The sequence below is a fragment of the Kitasatospora sp. NPDC094019 genome, from assembly GCF_044764505.1.
GTDB lineage: Bacteria > Actinomycetota > Actinomycetes > Streptomycetales > Streptomycetaceae > Kitasatospora.
Map to the genome: position 1 here is coordinate 811,842 of NZ_JBIWIF010000001.1, position 16,650 is coordinate 828,491.

21 protein-coding genes are annotated in these 16,650 nt (G+C 70.3%); 3 read left to right on the plus strand and 18 right to left on the minus strand.

The genetic code is table 11. The features are described 5' to 3' along the window. Positions 1–209: 209 nt before the first annotated feature. The 15 genes from ACIQ9P_RS03720 to ACIQ9P_RS03790 all read right to left on the minus strand — a co-directional run bounded on the left by ACIQ9P_RS03720 (position 210) and on the right by ACIQ9P_RS03790 (position 10,299). Positions 210–692: a hypothetical protein gene (locus tag ACIQ9P_RS03720; protein ID WP_402349076.1), complete on the minus strand. Its 483-nt coding sequence runs from the start codon at positions 690–692 to the stop codon at positions 210–212. 108 nt (positions 693–800) lie between these two features. After that, a complete protein-coding gene (locus ACIQ9P_RS03725) occupies positions 801–1,136 on the minus strand; it encodes a hypothetical protein (RefSeq protein ID WP_402349079.1) in 336 nt (111 codons plus the stop codon). Positions 1,137–1,192: 56 nt separating this feature from the next. Continuing rightward, on the minus strand, positions 1,193–1,633 hold the full coding sequence (locus ACIQ9P_RS03730) for a hypothetical protein (protein WP_402349082.1): 441 nt from the start codon (positions 1,631–1,633) through the stop codon (positions 1,193–1,195). Positions 1,634–1,695: 62 nt separating this feature from the next. Continuing rightward, positions 1,696–2,010 carry a hypothetical protein gene (locus ACIQ9P_RS03735; RefSeq protein WP_402349084.1) on the minus strand — a complete coding sequence of 105 codons (315 nt, stop codon included), beginning with the start codon at positions 2,008–2,010 and terminating at the stop codon, positions 1,696–1,698. After that, positions 2,003–2,839 carry a hypothetical protein gene (locus tag ACIQ9P_RS03740; RefSeq protein WP_402349087.1) on the minus strand — a complete coding sequence of 279 codons (837 nt, stop codon included), beginning with the start codon at positions 2,837–2,839 and terminating at the stop codon, positions 2,003–2,005. Before ACIQ9P_RS03740 ends, ACIQ9P_RS03735 begins: the two co-directional genes overlap by 8 nt. Positions 2,840–2,882: 43 nt before the next feature. After that, positions 2,883–3,287, minus strand: coding sequence for a hypothetical protein (locus tag ACIQ9P_RS03745; protein ID WP_402349090.1), 405 nt, complete (start codon positions 3,285–3,287; stop codon positions 2,883–2,885). Positions 3,288–3,376: 89 nt separating this feature from the next. After that, the gene (locus tag ACIQ9P_RS03750) at positions 3,377–3,790 is read right to left on the minus strand and encodes a hypothetical protein (RefSeq protein WP_402349093.1); all 414 of its coding nucleotides are present in this window, start codon (positions 3,788–3,790) and stop codon (positions 3,377–3,379) included. A gap of 37 nt (positions 3,791–3,827) precedes the next feature. Next, entirely contained in the window at positions 3,828–4,748 is a 921-nt protein-coding gene (locus tag ACIQ9P_RS03755; protein WP_402349096.1) for a hypothetical protein, read from the minus strand. A gap of 48 nt (positions 4,749–4,796) precedes the next feature. Then, positions 4,797–5,936: a PD-(D/E)XK nuclease family protein gene (locus ACIQ9P_RS03760; RefSeq protein WP_402349099.1), complete on the minus strand. Its 1,140-nt coding sequence runs from the start codon at positions 5,934–5,936 to the stop codon at positions 4,797–4,799. Between the two features lie 256 nt (positions 5,937–6,192). Beyond that, positions 6,193–7,296: an AAA family ATPase gene (locus ACIQ9P_RS03765; RefSeq protein WP_402349102.1), complete on the minus strand. Its 1,104-nt coding sequence runs from the start codon at positions 7,294–7,296 to the stop codon at positions 6,193–6,195. Positions 7,297–7,326: 30 nt separating this feature from the next. Continuing rightward, positions 7,327–7,689 (minus strand): hypothetical protein, encoded by a 363-nt coding sequence (locus tag ACIQ9P_RS03770; protein WP_402349105.1) that lies wholly within the window; start codon positions 7,687–7,689, stop codon positions 7,327–7,329. Between the two features lie 213 nt (positions 7,690–7,902). Next, the gene (locus ACIQ9P_RS03775; RefSeq protein ID WP_402349108.1) at positions 7,903–8,490 is read right to left on the minus strand and encodes a hypothetical protein; all 588 of its coding nucleotides are present in this window, start codon (positions 8,488–8,490) and stop codon (positions 7,903–7,905) included. A gap of 238 nt (positions 8,491–8,728) precedes the next feature. Next, the gene (locus tag ACIQ9P_RS03780) at positions 8,729–8,977 is read right to left on the minus strand and encodes a hypothetical protein (RefSeq protein WP_402349111.1); all 249 of its coding nucleotides are present in this window, start codon (positions 8,975–8,977) and stop codon (positions 8,729–8,731) included. Positions 8,978–9,006: 29 nt separating this feature from the next. Beyond that, positions 9,007–9,867 carry a peptidoglycan-binding protein gene (locus tag ACIQ9P_RS03785; RefSeq protein ID WP_402349113.1) on the minus strand — a complete coding sequence of 287 codons (861 nt, stop codon included), beginning with the start codon at positions 9,865–9,867 and terminating at the stop codon, positions 9,007–9,009. Positions 9,868–9,939: 72 nt separating this feature from the next. Further along, positions 9,940–10,299 carry a hypothetical protein gene (locus ACIQ9P_RS03790; RefSeq protein WP_402349115.1) on the minus strand — a complete coding sequence of 120 codons (360 nt, stop codon included), beginning with the start codon at positions 10,297–10,299 and terminating at the stop codon, positions 9,940–9,942. An 84-nt stretch (positions 10,300–10,383) separates the two neighbouring features. On the opposite strand from ACIQ9P_RS03790, the gene ACIQ9P_RS03795 reads away from it, so the two are divergent. The 3 genes from ACIQ9P_RS03795 (at position 10,384) to ACIQ9P_RS03805 (ending at position 12,555) form a co-directional block, all read left to right on the plus strand. Beyond that, complete coding sequence (locus ACIQ9P_RS03795) at positions 10,384–11,370, plus strand: Shedu anti-phage system protein SduA domain-containing protein (protein ID WP_402349118.1); 987 nt, start codon at positions 10,384–10,386, stop codon at positions 11,368–11,370. Between the two features lie 128 nt (positions 11,371–11,498). After that, complete coding sequence (locus tag ACIQ9P_RS03800) at positions 11,499–12,182, plus strand: hypothetical protein (protein ID WP_402349121.1); 684 nt, start codon at positions 11,499–11,501, stop codon at positions 12,180–12,182. 70 nt (positions 12,183–12,252) lie between these two features. Continuing rightward, entirely contained in the window at positions 12,253–12,555 is a 303-nt protein-coding gene (locus tag ACIQ9P_RS03805; protein ID WP_402349124.1) for a hypothetical protein, read from the plus strand. Between the two features lie 68 nt (positions 12,556–12,623). On the opposite strand, the gene ACIQ9P_RS03810 is transcribed toward ACIQ9P_RS03805, so the two are convergent. Genes ACIQ9P_RS03810 through ACIQ9P_RS03820 form a run of 3 tightly spaced genes read right to left on the minus strand, consistent with a single transcriptional unit; the run spans position 12,624 to position 16,639 of the window. Next, entirely contained in the window at positions 12,624–14,618 is a 1,995-nt protein-coding gene (locus ACIQ9P_RS03810) for a hypothetical protein (RefSeq protein WP_402349127.1), read from the minus strand. A 3-nt stretch (positions 14,619–14,621) separates the two neighbouring features. Then, positions 14,622–15,713: a hypothetical protein gene (locus tag ACIQ9P_RS03815; protein WP_402349129.1), complete on the minus strand. Its 1,092-nt coding sequence runs from the start codon at positions 15,711–15,713 to the stop codon at positions 14,622–14,624. Then, the gene (locus ACIQ9P_RS03820; RefSeq protein ID WP_402349132.1) at positions 15,713–16,639 is read right to left on the minus strand and encodes a hypothetical protein; all 927 of its coding nucleotides are present in this window, start codon (positions 16,637–16,639) and stop codon (positions 15,713–15,715) included. Before ACIQ9P_RS03820 ends, ACIQ9P_RS03815 begins: the two co-directional genes overlap by 1 nt. Between the last annotated feature and the right edge of the window lie 11 nt (positions 16,640–16,650).

The following is a 16,650-nucleotide window of genomic DNA, read 5'->3' on the forward strand; positions in this document are numbered from 1 at the left end:
GGCGGTCAGGGGCCGGACCGGCGGGCGGGCAGGTTCGGTGGGTCGACCTGGCGGCCCTGCGGGGTTCGGGGCGAGTGCCAGGTGCTGGTGGTTGGCGGCGTATCGGATGATCGGCGGGCGGGTAGGACTGTCGCCGGGAGTGCGGTCGGTCATCAGGAGTCCAAGAGGTCAGGTCGGACGCATCATGCGTCCCCATGCAAGTTGAGGGGTCAGTAGACGCGGATGCTGTGGTCGCCGGCGGCTGCGCTGCGCAGGAACCGCAGCCACGACGACCATCCGGGGTAGGTGCGCTCCGCGTCGGCGCGCTCGGCGGCGGCCCGGGCGTCGTAGGCGGTGAGGGCGGCGGTGACCTCGCCGGGGACGATCAGCCATTGTTCGAGCTGGCTGGCCAGCTTGTGGCGCGGGATGCCGAGCGGGTGCGGGTCGGCATCGGCGCGGGCGGCGTCGACCGCGGCCCGAACGGCGGCGAGTCGGTCCTCCTTGCCGGGCACGACTTCCCCGGGGGCGGTGAAGTCTGCGCGGGTCAGGCCGAACTCGGTGATGCTGGGCCAGTGCGGCACCGGCGGGTCGGCGAGCATCCCGAACGTGCGCATGATGCCGCACAGGGAGGCCATGCCGAGGTTGCTGGACAGGTGCCAGCAGGTGTCGTCGTCGTCGTTGTCGGCGGTCTCGATGTTGAGCTGGAAGCCCATGGGGTTCCTCCGGTGATGGGAATCGGGCCGCTGCCGGGTGGTCCGGCGGCGGGCGGGTCAGGTGGAGCGCACGCCTGCGTGGTCGGCGGCGCGTCGCAGGAAGGCGATCTACTGCGCCCAGGCCGACCAGTCCGCTTCGAGATCGGCGCGAACCGTGTCCGGCGTCCGGTCGTAGGCGGCGAGCGCCGCGGCGATCTCGGCCGGCGTGATCAGCTGGCCGCTGGTGCTGGTCAGCTTGCTGTCGGGGATGCCGTCGCCTCCGGGGAGAGGGAGGGGCCGCTCGCCGTCGAGGTCGGGCCACAGCAGCGGCTGGTAGTCGGCGAGCATGCCCAGACGTCGCATCTGGGTGCGTAGCGAGAGCAGGCCGAGGGCGCTCACGCTCCGGCTGTCGTCGTCGGTTGTGCCGACGCTGTCGGTGATCTCGATGACCAGGTGAAGGGTCATGGCGGTGGCTCCTGCTGGTAGGCCGCGCTGCGGACGGCGGCCCGGCGGCGGGTGGATCAGGTGCAGCGCAGGCCGTTGTGGTCGCCGGCGAGGTGGAGGAAGTCGATCCACGGCTGCCAGTCGTCGATGCGGTCGCCGGTGGCGGCGCAGTCGTCGAACGGCGCGCGCTGGTAGGCATCGAGGGCGGCGGTGATCTCGGCGGGGGTGATCAGCCAGCCCTCGGCGGTGGCGAGCTTGTGGCGCGGGATGCCGGCGGGCTCGGCCACGCCGACCGCGCGGAGGGCTTCGATGGCGGCGGCGGTGGCGTTGGGGCCTGCGGCAGGAGGCTGCTCGCCGGGGAACGCACGGTGGAGGGCCATGCGGGCGAGGTCGAGGATCTCCAGGTCCTGGATCATGCCGAGGTTCGTCATGGCGCGCAGGATGCGGTCGTGCGTGAAGTGGTCGAGGAAGTAGGTGACGGTCGGCGTGACGGCGTCGAGGTGGAAGGCGCGGCCCATGGCGATGACTCCTTGTCGTGGCGGGCTTCTGTGGGTGCCCCGGGTGGGGCGAACGGGGCGGGTCAGGGCTTGGTGCGGACCCGGGCTGCGGTTCGGCGGGCGCGCAGGGCCTCTCCGATCGCCCAGCCGGACAGCAGGAACGCGATGGTGGACAGGGCGACGGCGATGACCTGTACGGCGTTCACGGGTCGGGTCTCCTTCGGGGTGGTGGTGGTGGTGGTGTAGGCGGCGGTCGTCGCCGCGATGGTGGCGTGGCCGAGTTCGGCCTGCGTCCGGCGGCGTGCACCGGCGGGCGAGAACTCCGGGGGCATGGGCGGCGAGGCCCACAGGAGGTTCAGGTGGTCGGGGTTCGGGCCGCCGGTGGTCGACTCAGGCACGGTCGGCCGCCTTGCGGGCCGGGCAGTTGGGGGCGGTCAGCAGCCGGAACATGCCGACGTACACTCCGTGCGCGTCGCGCAGGCTCAGTGCCTCCTGGACTTCGGCGTGCATCTGCTGGTCCTCCTGCGGGGTCTGCGGGTGGGCGAACCGGCAGAAGCAGGGCACCGGGGCCGTGCGGTGGCCGGGGACGAGTTCGGCGAGCGTGGTCTGCACGATCTGGACGTGGTCGCCGCGGACGAGGACGTGCGCCCTCCATGGTGCGGCGCCGGTCTCGTGGGCAACGGTCAGGCCGTCGCTGGCCAGGCTCGCCACGATGTCGGTGTGGTAGCTGGCGGCGATCACGCCGGTGGGGAAGACCGGGGAGGTGGCGAATCCGGCCGGGTCGGCCTCGTGCACGGTCGTCACGGTGACGACGGCATGGTGGTTCTCCGGGCGGCCCGGCATTCCCCACGTTGCGAGGGCGGCGTCGATGGCGAGGAGGAGCGGGGCGAGGAGTGAGCCGGCCCGGCCGCAGTGGCTGTCCGGGTCGGGGGTGGAGTTGTAGATCTCGTGCTGGAGGGTCGGGTTGTCGTTGCTCTCGCGGATGACGACCCAGGAGGTGACGGAGTCGAAGGCGGCGGGCAGGTGGCCGTCGTCGGTGCCGGTGCCGATGGTCAGGTGGGTGCTGTCGGGCAGCTTGGCGTAGATGGTGATTCCGCTGCGGTCGTCGATGTCGACGACGAGGCCGCGGCGGCGCAGGGGGGTGATCAGCGGCTCGTAGACGTCGAACAGGGCCTTCCAGCCGGGGTCGGCGGTGCGGTTGTGGTCGGGCGGCGGGGCGAGGCTCACGGGGGCTCCAAGAGGTCGTTGTGCGGCGGAAGGTGCTGACAGGTCAGGTGAGGCGCAGAAGGCGGCTCAGGAGGCTGCTTCGGCGGGCGCTGGCGGGCCTGGGGGACGGTGCGGGCGGCAGGTAGCGGTGCAGGACGCCCAGGACGGGGTCTATGTCGGTTCCGAGGTGGTGGTGGGGGCCGAAGATCGTGGAGTCGTAGACGGTGGCGTGCTGGCCGGTGGCGAGGGTGCGGGTGACGGTCCAGCCGGTGGAGCCGCTGGGCTTTCGGGCCGCTGCTCCGCCGATGCCGTCGTCGGTGATGGAGATGGTGGAGCGGTCGGGCAGGTGGAGGTGGAGGCCGGGGGTGCGGCCGTGGATGGCGAGGTGGAAGCTGACGCTGCGGTGGCGGGCGAGGTCGGCGATCGGGTGGTAGGCGGGGGCGAGGCTTCGGGCGTCGAGCGGTATCACGGGACTCTCCGAGAGGTGCAAGGCGGACTTATTTAATGACCCATGCAAGTCGTGGCCGGGGGGATGCGCTCCCCCCGGCCACGAGGGGGTCAGGCGGCGGCCCGGCGGGGGTCGTTGCGTTCGGCCCAGGCGGTGAGCGCGTCGGCCATCGCGTGCAGGTTCCGGGCGGTGAGGCGGGCGTGGCCGATGTCCCAGCTGTTGGGCTCTGCGGGGAAGGTGTACCGGCCGAGGCCGAGGGAGTCGACAAGCTGGTCGACGCGCCAGGAGAGTTCCGCCCCGGGGTTGTCCGCGGCGTCCGCGTCAGGTGCGGCGTCGACCGTCTGGATGAGGTCGGCGATCTCGTCGAGCTCGCGGTCGATCTCTTCGCTGCCAGCGCGCTCGGTGGCGATGGCGCGGACGAGCGGGTCGAGGATGCTGGAGTGGTCGAGGGCGTAGGTCCAGCGACCCTGGGAGTCCTTGGCGGTGGTGAGCGTGGGCAGCATCCCGGCCTCTTCCTTCATCATGGGGGCCTCTCCCCCATCTCTTGGTTTCATCTTATACTCATTCCGTTGGGGGTGCAAGCTCCCCCACCCCCGTTGCCCTGTCGTCACCTGCGGGTCGGCGGGCCGCCCGGACCGCGTCGTACGCCGCCTTCCGTGCGCTGGCCACTCCCGCCGGGTTGGACTCGACGCTCTGGCGCTGCGCCTCGACGTCCTGCCGGAATCCGTCCATCCACGCCCGCTCGGCCTGACGGGCCCGTTCCGCCTGCTGCCGCTCCCCGGCGGCGCGCTGCGCGCTGCTGCTGGTCCCGCAGGCCCGGCAGTTCTTCGCAATCCGCTTGTGCCGGGCGCACGGCCGGGCCGGGGCACCGTCCCCCGCGGCGTCAGCCGTGGGGGGTAGGGGGGTAGGTGTGACAGAGGTAGTACTAGGTATGAAAGGGGTTCCCCTCTCGGAACCTCCTGGGTTCCCCCGGGGGAACTCCGCAGGTTCCCCCGGGGGAACCTGCCCGGGTTCTTCCGGCGGGTTGCCCTGGGGGAACCCGCGGCGTTCGGCGGCCTGGCGCTCGCGCTCCATGACGTCGAGGTAGGTGCGCGCCGGGGCGGCGGGCTTCGCCCGGGAGACCCCTGTCCGCGCCAGGTTCGGATTGCGCGGTGCCGTCGCCGCCTCCTGGCGGCGCTCGTGCAGCTCGGCGGCCACCGGCAGGTCCGGCACACCGAGGGGGAACGCCCGGTAGACAGCCGTCTGGCCGGGCATCCCGACCTTCACCCGCTCCACCAAGCCCTTCTCGACGAGCTCCGTCACCAGGGTGATCGTCCGCTTCTCCCCCACCCCCGTCCACGCCACCAGCCGGTGCAGGCCCGGCCGGGAGAGGCGCGTCTCTTCGTCGGCACTGTCACAGATCTTCATCAGCGCCAGCTTCTGGGACGGCGTGACGACACTTCGCGGCAGGTACCCCGCTATGAGCAGCAGGTGGATCGACATACTGGGACTCTCCTCGGTGGCACGGTGTGGCGCGGCGAGATTCCGCGATCACTCCCGCACCGCCCTCACGTCGATCCGGCGCGTGGGCTTCTTGGTGACCTTCCGCGTCGGAACCGCGATGCCGGCCACAACGAGGGCCTTCACCATCCGGTCGGAGTCGGGCACGGTGGGGATCCGCGCGCCGACGCTGTCGAAGATTTCGATCATGGCGCGCATGTCCGGCTGCACCTCCTCCTTGTCCGTGCCCTGCCACCCCAGGCGATTGCGCCCGTACCGGCCCTCGGGGGTGGCGTCCACGGCCTTGCGCACGAACTTCTTGACACGGTCGGCTTCCGACCACTGCGTGTGCGCGTCGACGTAGTCCGCCAGGTGGGCAGCCACGTCCGCGTCGTCGTGGACGATGTTGGCCTGCACCGGCCGCCCTCCCGCCGGCGCGCCCCAGCAGGCCGTGGCAAAGGGGCAGTAGTCGCACACCGCGTCGATCTGCGGGCCGTAGAAAGTCCGAGGCGCCTGCTCGGGGTGCGTGGTCTCGGCGATCCGCTCCAGCCACCACACCGCCTCTTCGGCGATCTCCGGGTCGTAGGGGAACTCCTGGACGAACTCCTCGCCCGAGTCGCGGTTGATGAACCGCATCCGGATCCGCTCGACGCGGATCGGGCCGATCCGGGCCAGGACCCGCTGCCCGTGCACGTCGGCGAACCCGACGGTGTTCAACAGCCGGGCGTACGTCATCACCTGCCGCAACTCGGCGGCGGTCGCCCCGAACCTGAGCACCTCGTCCCAGCGATGACTGCTGCGGGTCTTGATGTCCTCGACGGTGGTCACGTCGGCCGCCACCGTGGGCCGCAGACGGCTCGGCAACTGCCGGGCCGTCGCCTGGTCGAGTTGGACGACGTCGATGCTGCCGCGGATCACCGCGTCGGCGACCCGCTTCTCCACCAGCCACCCGAATTCCCGGCGGGCGGCCTCGGTCAGGCCCTCGTGGATGTACGTGCCGAGCATCGCGGCCGGACTCAGGACGCGGTCGGTGCGCGCCCACCCGTGGTAGATGTACGCGCCCCTGCGCTCACAAACGAGGTCGGATGCTCCGAGCTGGCTCTGCCGGGAGCGCGGCCGGGCTTGGTCGACAGCATCGGCCGCGACCCAGATGGACGGCGACTCGGGCCGTTCCAAGACGGATATGGACATGGGTGTACTGCTTTCCAAGAGGTCGGGAAGGTCGGGTGCGGCACCCGCGCACAGCGGGGCCGCACCCGGGTTCGCTACCGGCCGGGGCCGGGCGGCGGGCAGGCGCAGCCTCCGACGCAGGCGCAGCCCGCGCAGTCGGGGCACCAGTCCTCGGGAGGCCAGCCGCATTCGGTGCAGCAGTCGCAGCGGGCATGGCAGGTCGCGCCCGCGCACGAGGGTGCGGGGCCGGGGTTTCCGGTCATTGGGCTGGTGGCCGCTACGCGGCGGCGGGCATCGGCTCGGTGCCCATGGCCTCGGCGTCGGCTTCGGCCTGCTGGTCCTCGGCGGCGGCCCGCAGGCGGGCGGCGTCACTATCGGGGACGTCGTCGATGCCGTCCTTGGGCGCGGCGAGTTCGGCGGCCCGCGCCTTGACCGCGCCGCGGACGGTGTTCCACTCGATTTCCGACAGGCCGGTGTCGGCCCTGGCGTCCAGCTCGTGCCACACCGCCAGGCAGCCTTCGCGGCTGGTTGCGGCGTCGACCTTCTTCATCCACGGGCCGGTGCGGTCACCGACAAGGACGGGCATCTGGCGGGGCTGGCTGGCGGTGGAGCAGCCGAGCATTCCGAAGACCAGCCGTTCGATGGAGAAGTCGGGAAGCGGCTTCGGGCTGCCGGACTCCACCCGGAAGAGCAGGGTTCGGGCCTTGATCAGTTCGGGGTCCTTGTCGCGGCGCATCCGCACCCACGCGGTGACGTCGAATCCGACGTCCTTCTGAGCGCCGACCCTCCACTCGCGCACGACTCGCCGTCGGTCGTCCAGCAGCGGCTGACCGTCCTCGCCGGTTGCCGAGACCTCCTTGCCTCGGGCCAGCATGATCGCGATCCCGGGGAAGCTCTGCATCGCGTGGATGATCCGGTACCAGCGGTCGGTGGAGTCGTTCCACAGGTTGCGGGTGACGTCGATCTTGGCGTCGGGGTCCTCGCGCAGCTTCCGCCTGTTGCTGTTGGAGCGGCGGGCCCGCTCGTGCGCCCAGCCAGACAGCATCCGCCACATGGCGGTTCCGGAGTCGACGATGAGCACGACGGGGGGCTCGCCGGCGGCGGCTACGCGCCGGGCCTCCTCCCTGACGGCCTCGATCTGGTCGGCGATGTCCAGGTAGTTGCCGTCGTGGTCGATGATCTCGAACCGCGCGCCCGGTATCGCCCCGTACTCGTCGGCGCTGCCCTCGGACAGGTCGACGACATACGACTGGCCGACCTGCTCGGACTTGGTGAACTCGATGGCCGAGTAGGACTTCCCGGCACCTTCCTCGCCCTCCAGCAGGATGAACGGGAACGGGATGATTCCGGTGGGCTTCCGGGACTTGATCTTCGGTGGCACGGTGACGCTTCTCCAAGAGGTCAGGGTGTGTCAGTCCGTGCGCAGGGCACGGACTTCGATGTGTGGCGCCCACTCGGGGTGGGCTTCGATGAGCAGGCGGGCGTAGCGGCTGCGGAAGTCGTTGTTCAGCCTGAAGTCGTCGGCGGCCAGGGTGGCGCGGCCGTAGCTGTAGCGGACGAGCTCGAAGAGCATGCCGATGCTGATCTTCGAGAACCTCGCCTCGATGCACTCGGCGGTCAGCCGCTCCAGCTCGGCGAGGACCCACGGATTCAGGTCATGGAACTGTTCGAACCGCTGCTGGATCGTGCTGGGCCGGATCCCGTGCTCATCGGGCAGGACGATGCAGTGGGCGGCCTCCAAGCCGGGCAGACGGTCCTGAATGGCGGTGCACATGACTCTCTCCCCTCGACATGACCCGGATCCTACGAAGTGAACCCATGCAAGTCCAATCTCTGGTCGACCCCGCAGATGCGGGGCGACCAGGGGGCGCCCGCAGCGTCGCGCTGCGGCGGGGAACGCGCTCCCATCGGACACTTCCTAACCTTGCGGGGCGAGCCCTTCCCTCAACCCCTCTGGTTATATTTTATACTCATCCCGGAGGGGTGGTCAACTCTTCTTCCGAGGACCCTTCGACAGCACCGCCGACCCCGGCCCGTCATACACGCCGGCCCGCAGGCTCTCCACCACCTCCACGTCGACGACCGGCGGCTTGGTCCTCGCCACCTCCCTCATGCCCTCCACGCCCGCCAGTGCCGAGTCCAGCAGCCACAGCGGAGCCCCGGACAGGTACCAGTCGGACTCCGGGAACGTGCCCGCCCTGACCGCCTTGTCCACGCGGGACAGGCCGCTGTCGTTGATCTCGCCGATCACGGCCGTGATCTCCTGCTTACCGACGATCGGCGGCAGGTCGGCCCGGTGCACCGCGAGGGCCGATACCAGGCTGCGGCGAGGTGCCTGCGCCTGCCGCAGCTCCTCCACCACCGCCATGTCCGGATCCTTCGGCCGCGCGAACTTCTCCCCCAGCACCACGGCGAACTGCAGCGTCCAGTAGGGCTTGCCGCTGACGATCACCGCCTCGCTGTAGTCCAGAGCGCCGCGCTGGAGCCACTGCGCCACGTTCCGAGCCGGCGCACCATAGACCGCCGCGAGCTCCTGCCCGCCGACGAGGACCGGCTTCAACCTCTCGCCACTCACTTCCACTTCTCCCTGCCGCCATTGATCGTGAGTATCAAGTCTATGCACTGACCTGTGGAAAACCAGGCGGCGATGGCGGGTGATAGAGTATGAAATCCAAGAGGTCGGGCCCCCATTCCACACGGAACGGGGGCCCAACTTGGTTTCCGGAGCCCGGATCTTGCAACCCCTTTCGACTCACCCCGACACATCGGGACGGGTTACTCGTGGGCGCGGAACCCCCGGAAGCACCAACTCTCTACGGCAGCGGCGCCTTCGCCGCCGGGTACGCCGGCGGCTTCGCGTAGCCGAGCAGCCAGCCCCAGCGCGGCGACACCACGTGCTCCGCGACGCGGAACACCGCGTAGTAGGCGAAGCCGATCACCGGAGCCAGGACCCCGGCGAGCGCGGCCGGGTCGAGGTCGAGGCCATAGCGGGCGGCGGTCGCCACCAGCAAGCCGACCAGCGCGGGAACACCGGTACGCAGCAGGGAGATGTAGACGTTCACGGAACTCCTTCGGGAGAGCGGGATGCCGGTCAGGACCACAGGCGCTGCCACGTCGACGGGCCCGGCAGCCCGTCAGCGTCGGCGCCGCCCCAGCCCTGAGCGCGCTGGAAGGCCGCAGTGTTGAGCCGGTCCGACTCCCCCCACGAGCGGGACGGACCAACCCGGTAGGCGCCGCCGAAGCCCTTGCGAACGAGCTGCTGGCCGAGCTGGAGGATCGAGTCGTTCACCCGCCCGGGTCCGAACGCGTCCCGACCCGGGTACGCCGGCGCCGACGGCTGCGGGTCGGGCTGCGGCCGGGCGCCGCCACGCAGCACCTGGCCGACCCGGGCCCGGAAGTCCGCCATGTCGATGCCGTTCGGGTCGATCTTGCCCGGCTGCCACTCCTTGTGGCCGAGAATCGACCGCTCGCTCCAGCCGTGCGCCCGGCACACCGCGGCAGCGGCACGCACCATCGCATCGACCTGCTCGTCCGGCCACGACTGGCCGGTTCCGCTGTTGATGCACTCGAAGCCGTAGAACCTGGCGTTGCCGTCGACGGTCGCCTCGTTGTCGGCGGGCAGCGGGCCTTCGGCGATGACCGCCTGGAGGACGTCCGGGTCTCCGGCGCCAGCGTGATTGGTGCGGCCGTAGCCGACGAGGTGCACGCCGCCGTCGCGGTCGATCACGCCGTGGCACAGCGGGCCCGGCAGCCCGGCGTAGCCGTCCCGGCAAATCGACACGGAGGAGTCGGTTCCGGACGTGGCGGTGTGGTGGATCACGATGCCGTGCACCGGCCCCCACTGCCCCTTGTGGTTGCGGTTGTGGGTGCGCCAGTTCCCTACTTCGTTGACGGCAAGTCCTTCGCCCCGGAGGGCGTTGAGGAATCCGTCGGCGCTCAGTGGTGTAGCCACAGGATGGTTCGCGTTTCTCCCCCGCGCACCATGGTCAGGTACTGCTTGTCCGGCCGGTCCTGCCTGGCCGGACTAGGTGTGGCCGCCCTTCGAGAGCAGCCACAGCTGGAGCGCGGCGACGACGAGCGGAGCGATGAACGCGCCGATCATCCACCGCCGGGTGGCGGTCGCGGCGTTCTCGGCGGCCTGTCGGGCACGGACCTCGGTTGTGAGATCTCGTTCTACGACGGCGAGCCGTTGGTCTACCAGCCGTTGGTCCGACTGGTACACATCTTTGGTCACCGCCTGCTCGATCCGCCCGGCCAAGACCTGAAGATCACCGCGCAGGTCCTCCCGGAGCCCGGCGATACCGTCGCGCTGGTCCTCGCGAAGTTGGAGGAGAGCACGCTGAAGCTCCCACAAGGTGGGCTCGGCGGTCGGCGGGACAGTCAACGGGACGCTCCAGAGCGGCGCCCCCGCACCGACAATCATCCTAAGGCCACAGAGTGACGGTCCCGGGTGGGATGCTGTCCGGCAGTGAGCGGTGTGGAATCTCCGGAGGTCAACGTCACCATGAAGGTGAACATCACCGAGGCAGCTGTCCAGCAGATCGAGGCCGCAGGCCGAACTGAGCTTCGGCAGGTTTCAGAGCTGGTGAACCTCCTTGCCACAGATCGGCATGACGGGGAAGGAACGCACCCCATCCGGATGCGGGTGGACGACCACCAGATCCTCAGGATGCTGAACGCGGACGACAAGGTCCGTCTCGCCTACGAAGTCGACGGAGACCTGGCGACGATCGTAGCCTTCGATCTCGGGGATGGATGGGCCCACGACCAGGGCATCACCGTTGAGCAGTCACCTGACCAGATCGGGCTGATCGAGTCCGAGGGCCGCATCCATGTCGTGTCCGCCAGTTCCGAGGGCACAGGAACTCTGGAAGGCGCCGATCTCCTCGAACTCATCCGACTCCGAACGTACGGGGCCGGCGGCTGGCAGGAACGAGTCCACGAGCTTGAGGACCTGATCAACGACCCCAAGACCGATGAGCTCGCACTCCAACGGTTCTTCGAAGCCAACCCCGAGTTCCTCATCGGTGACGCCTACGAACGGGCGATTCCGCAACTGTTCCTTCCGCTTGAGGGGCAGCAGTCGCTGAAGCCGGACTTCGGCCTCCGCCCCCACAACCCGAACGCTCTCGGGGACCTGCTGGACCTGAAGCTTCCACAAGTGAAACTGATGGCTGGGATCCCGGCTCGCAGAAGGCTGACTGCCAAGGTGACGGAAGCTGTCGCCCAAATGCGGACCTACCAGCGGTACTTCGACGACCCCAAGAGGCGGGAGTCGATCAGGGAGCGGTACAACACCCGGTTCTACCACCCCAGCCTGTTCGTCCTCATCGGAAGGCGCACCGATCTGGACCCGATCGAACTGCGCGACGCAGAGTCGGACTTCCCGCGGCTACACCTCATCACGTACGACGACGTGCTCGAGCGCGTCCGATCAAAGGGCAGTGCGATTTAGAGGTGTTGAGCCGGAGGCTCGGGCCCTCCAACCTGTCGAGCCGGGGGCAGTCTCATGGTGCCGCCCGTTCGAGTGAATCTCGGCCCCACTGGGCGCCCGCGCGCCAGCGACGCCCTACCATCGACGCCGTGACGATCTCCAGTCTCCCTGTGGCGCTACCGGGCATCACTGCCCGGGGCTACCGTTTGGCTGGACTCGGCATCCAACCGCTTGCACTTCCTCGCGCGCGGCACCTCTTCTTACTCGTGAACGCTGACACCGGGATCACTGTGCGAACGGCCACCTCCGGCCGTACCACCAGTTTCCAGGTCGAGACGGTCGTCGGCTACGAACGTGCGACGAGCCTGGCCGAGGTCCGGCGGCTGGAGACCGTCAGGTCCGTCGTACGGCTCGCTAAGTGGGCCGGCCGTCTGCACCCGCGGCTGATCGACATGATCGCCGGCGCGCTGGCGTCCGACGAACCGCTGGCCACCGCCCTGGCGGAACTCGACGCGCACATGCGGCACATGCTCCTCGCCGCGATCGCCACCGACCTGCCGGAGGTCGAGCCCACTCCGTGGCAGAGCGACTTCGACCGGCGACTCGACCGGCTGCTCTCGGGCCTCGCCCTCGCTCGTACTCGCACTCAGTTCCTCACGCCCCCCACTACCGCAGCGTCAGAGGACCCGCCTCCTGAGCCTCATTGCGGCCCGGACATCCTCCCCCTGACGATGGCGTGCGGGATCCGGCGGAGGACGATCCCGATCGTCCCCCGGACACCCCATCTGGGCCCCCGTGCGCACGGGGGTACCGGATACCGGCTCGCCGCATAGAGCCGCCCACCCCCCTTCGCACGGGTCTCCAAGTAACCCATCAGTCACCACATTTGGAGAGCCCGATCCCGTGTTGGACTTCATCGTCGCGCTGCTCTGCGACATCTTCATCAGCCTGACCGGCCACGTCGGTGGCGATGCCATCGGCCAGCTGCTCCTGCACCGCCACCGGGCGGCCCACGAGCTGCCTGCTCCTGATCGCCGTCACCCGACCCGCCAGGTGGCCCACCTCCACCGGGTGGTGGCCCGGTACCGCGCCGCGCGTCGGCTTCCGGCCCGCACCGCGCTGGATGTCCGGGTGGTGGAGCGGTCGCGTCGGTCCCGTCGCCGGCGCATCGTGAACCGGCGGCGCCCCGGCGGGCGCCGGGCGTAGTGAACCGGAAGGGCCCCGGCACCGGTGCGGGTGCCGGGGCTCTTCCGTGTGCCCTGCGCACGAGCCGGTCAGTCGACGCTGCTCCACTCCACGTTGCCGAAGCTGAGCCAGCCGCCGAACGACCCAGTCGCGTTCCAGATTTCAAGATCGCCATTGGGCTGGACGTAGAGGTTGGCCCCGATGTTTTCCGGAGTTGCGACGGGGAAGATCTCGCCGATCTTCGGGCGGAGGTTGGGGTCGTCGATGGTGCCGATGACGTTGTCGGTCACGTCCGCCGGAACGGACATGATGCCGCGCAGGGCAACCATCCCGTCGGGCCGCTTCTTCACCGTGACGGACTGCCAGCCGGCCAGCGGTGAGCAGCCGCGCTTGAACGTGATCGGCGTCCAGCTGCTGCTGTTCTTCACGAGGCCGTAGCCCACGTCGACATTGCCGCCCTGGACCCGCAGCCCGGTGCCGGTCTGGATCAGCACCTCGCCCTGGAGCGCCTTGATGATCAAGCTGTCCTTGCTGAGGTACATCGCGGCGAGCTGGTCGGCGAGCTGGACGAACCAGCCGTCCGGGTCGAGGCGGGTGAGCGCCGTCTTGTACCCGCCGGTGCTCCGCCGGACGCTCAGCTCGATCGACGCGGCGTTGGCCTTGTCGCCCGCCTTTCCGATGATGACGGCCTCCCCGGCCATCCCGGACTCGCCGGCCACGCTCAGGGAGTAGCTGCCGCGGGCCGGATAGGCGGTGCCGGGGCTGCCGGAGCTGAGCCACACCCGGGGGGTCTGGGTGCCGTCCGCCGTCAGTTGGGGGCCGGTGAGGCGGGTCATAGGGACGGAGCCGTCCGGGGTGGTGCGGACCTCTGCGGTGAGCCGGGCGGGCTGCTTCTCCACGTCGGCGCCGGAGTACAGGAGAGCGGACGGGGCAGGGCTGTTGTCGACCGGGTCGGTCGGGGCAAGCATGACGCGGCGACCCGTCTGCCCGGTCTGGAGGATGCCGCCGGTGATGGTGACGCCCTTGATGGTCTTGCCGTCGATGGCGTCGGCGGCAAGCTGGGTGGTGGTGATCGCCCCGGCCGCGATCTTGTCGGCGGTGATGCTGTTCACGGCGAGCTTGTCGGCCGTGATGGCCAGGGCCTTGATCTCGCGGCCGGTGATCGCGCCGGCGGCGATGGTTCCGGCGGCCACCGCGTCGGCCGCGATCTTCCCGGCGGTGATCGCGTTCGAGGCGATCTTGGCGGCGGTGACCGCGTTGGCGGCGAGCTGCCCGGTGGTGACGGCGCCGGCGGCGAGGTTCGCCGTGTTGACGGCGCCGGCGGCGAGTTCGGCGGTCGTGATCGCTCCGGTGGTGAGCTCGCGTGCGGTGATGGCGTCGGCGGCGACGGTGCCCGGGGTGACAGCGTCCTGGGCGATCTTCCCGGCGGTGACGGCGGCCTGGCCGAGCTTGCCGGCGGTCACCGCTGCGTCGGCGATGGATGCGGCGTCGATCGCGCCGACCGCGACCTTGGCGGCGGTCACGGCGTCGTCGGCGAGCTGGAGTTCCCCGACGATGCCGGCCAGGACTTCCTGGGCGACGACCGGTGCGGGTCTGGCGAACGCGGTCGGTGACGGCCTGGATGCCTTCCCGGAGGTCGAGCGGGCCACCAGGACGACCCAGACGGGGGTGCTGGTCGGCACGGTGGCGGTGCCGCCCTGCGGGGTCTCGATGGTGGTGACGAGGGTGGCGGGCGACGGGGTGAACGAGACGGCGGTCGCGGCGTGGACCTCGACGCGGGAGAAGTCGAGGGGACTCGGCATGTTGTCGGCGAACTTGCCGTTCCAGCCGACACGGACACCCCCGAGGGTCGGTGTCGCGGTCGGCGCGGAAGGTATGGGCGGGACGGGGCCGTTGACGATGTTGAGGGCGGTGGTGCCGTCGGGCTGCTGGCCGATGATCGCGCGCAGCTGGCCGTTCGACGTGACCTTGAGGGCACCGTCGTCGACGCTGGAATAGGCGAGGTGGGAGGAGCGGGAGAGTTCGGGCAGGGCTGCTTCGAGCAGGGCGATGCGCCGGGCGAGGTCGTCCAGGGCGGTGGGCACGGGTCAGGCTCCGAGGGTGAAGGCGGGGGCGAGGCGAATGGTGACCGTTTCGGGGCTGTCGCCCTCGGCGGGGCGTAGCGTCCAGGCGGTGATGCGGCACCAGCCGGCGAAGCTGGCCCACTGGTCGCGAACCGACACGCGCACGTCGTCGCCGATGGACCAGGAGCCGATCGGGGCGGCGGGGTGGTCGACGACGGTGATCTCCTCGACGGCGGCGCTCTGCTGGCGGCGGTCGCGTTCGGCACGGACGAGTTGGGCGAGCGTCGTCGGGTCGGTGACGGACGGACGGTCGAGGACGTGTTCCATGCGCAGTCGGCCGTCGCGGACAGCGTCGACGACGCGGACCTTCGCCGACCCGTCGCCGGCGCCGAGACCTACGACGACCTGCGCGAAGTCGTCGGCATCCTCCCGGATGGGGGTGGTCCTGACGACGTTGACGCCGCTGGCGAAGTAGATGTCGTCGCGGCGGGTGCCCAGCCGGGGCCAGGCGACGGTGACACGCTGCTCCGGCTGGTCGCCGTTCCAGGAGACGTTCTCCGTCCACTCAGGGCCCTGGTCCAGGCCGGTCGCGTCCCGCAGGACCGACGACAGGGCAGGGGCCTCCCACTCCCGCGTGGTGTAGGGGTGTTCGGCGTCGCCGAGGAGCAGCGGGCTGCCGCCGGGCGGCAGGTCGACGCGGACGCCGAGGTCTCCGTCGGGCTGTTCCTGGCAGTACGCCCACACGTCGGCGATCACGCGGCACGGGTCGGTGCCGCTGTAGGGGCCGCGTCCGCCGAGGTTGCCGTGGAGGTCACGGCGCCGGGTCAGGTAGGAGCTGAATCCGGTGGCGTCGAGGGGCAGGACGCCGTCCTCGGGGGCGGTGGTCCACAGCAGGCCGCCCCACATCAGTCGGTGGTCGCGCTCTGCCCACAGCTTGGCCGTTCCGGCCTGCGCGTCGCGGAGCGCGAGGTGCGCGAACCTGGGGGCGAGGGTGGCGCGCATCGAGCCGGGCCCGTTCAGTTCGGGCCCGAAGGCGACGCCGGACAGCGGCAGGTCCCGGGCGAGGACCTGGCCGCTGAGGGCGTCGGTGGTGAAGTACCGGTACGCCGGGGGCATCAGTAGACGCCTTCGACGAAGTCGATGTCGGAGACGAGCGTGGTGTTGCCGTTGACGTCGATGCTGCCCGCCGACTCGTCGTAGCGGCCGGCCTGCACGGTCAGGGTCTGGGTGGTGCCGCGCTGCTCGGGCGTCCACCAGAACCGGTCGACCATGGTGATGTCGTTGCGGGACATGAAGCTGACCGAGTCGGTGTCCATCTGCGCCTCGTTGCCGATGGTGTCGGCGATGACCTGCCGGAAGCCGACGAAGACGCTGCCCGTGACGCGCAGGCCGTGGAGGGTGGTGACGACGGACGCCTCGGTCGCCCAGCTCGGCACGTCGAAGGCGACCTTCGCGCCGGTCGGCCAGTTCTCCTGCCACACGCCGACCTGGTCGCCGATCGGGGACCAGCCGAACGCGCCGATGGTGCGCACCCGGCGCTCCCGGCGGGGGTTGGCGAGCTGCCGCAGGTCGGTGATCATGCTGTCGGTGATCGTCTGGCAGTTCGCCGGCTGGGTGATGCGGGCGAGCGGGACCGCGGTCATGCCCGGCGGCACCGTGCTGGTGGTCGCCGAGACGTTGGGGATGACGTGGAAGTAGCCGACATCATCCTTGATCGGGTCGCGGTTGCCCTCGTACTCGGGGTCATCGACGCGCAGGCAGATCAGGTCGGTGCGGCCGGTGCCGCCGGTCGGGGCGATCGGCACCGGGTGGTCGCCCGAGTTGTACTGGGTGTAGCTGCCCTGCCCGAAGACGGCGCCGCGGACGATCGCGGAGCCGTTGCCGACGCGCACGCCGGGCCCGGGCGTCGCGGTGGCCCGGACCTTGAGGTCGCCGCCTTCGGTGATGCCCTGCGAGCCGCGGGACAGGTCCCGCACCATCATGCGCAGCGCGCGGGCCGGGTGGATGCCGCCGGTAACCATGAGCGGGGGCTGAATCAGCATGCGGTGGTGCT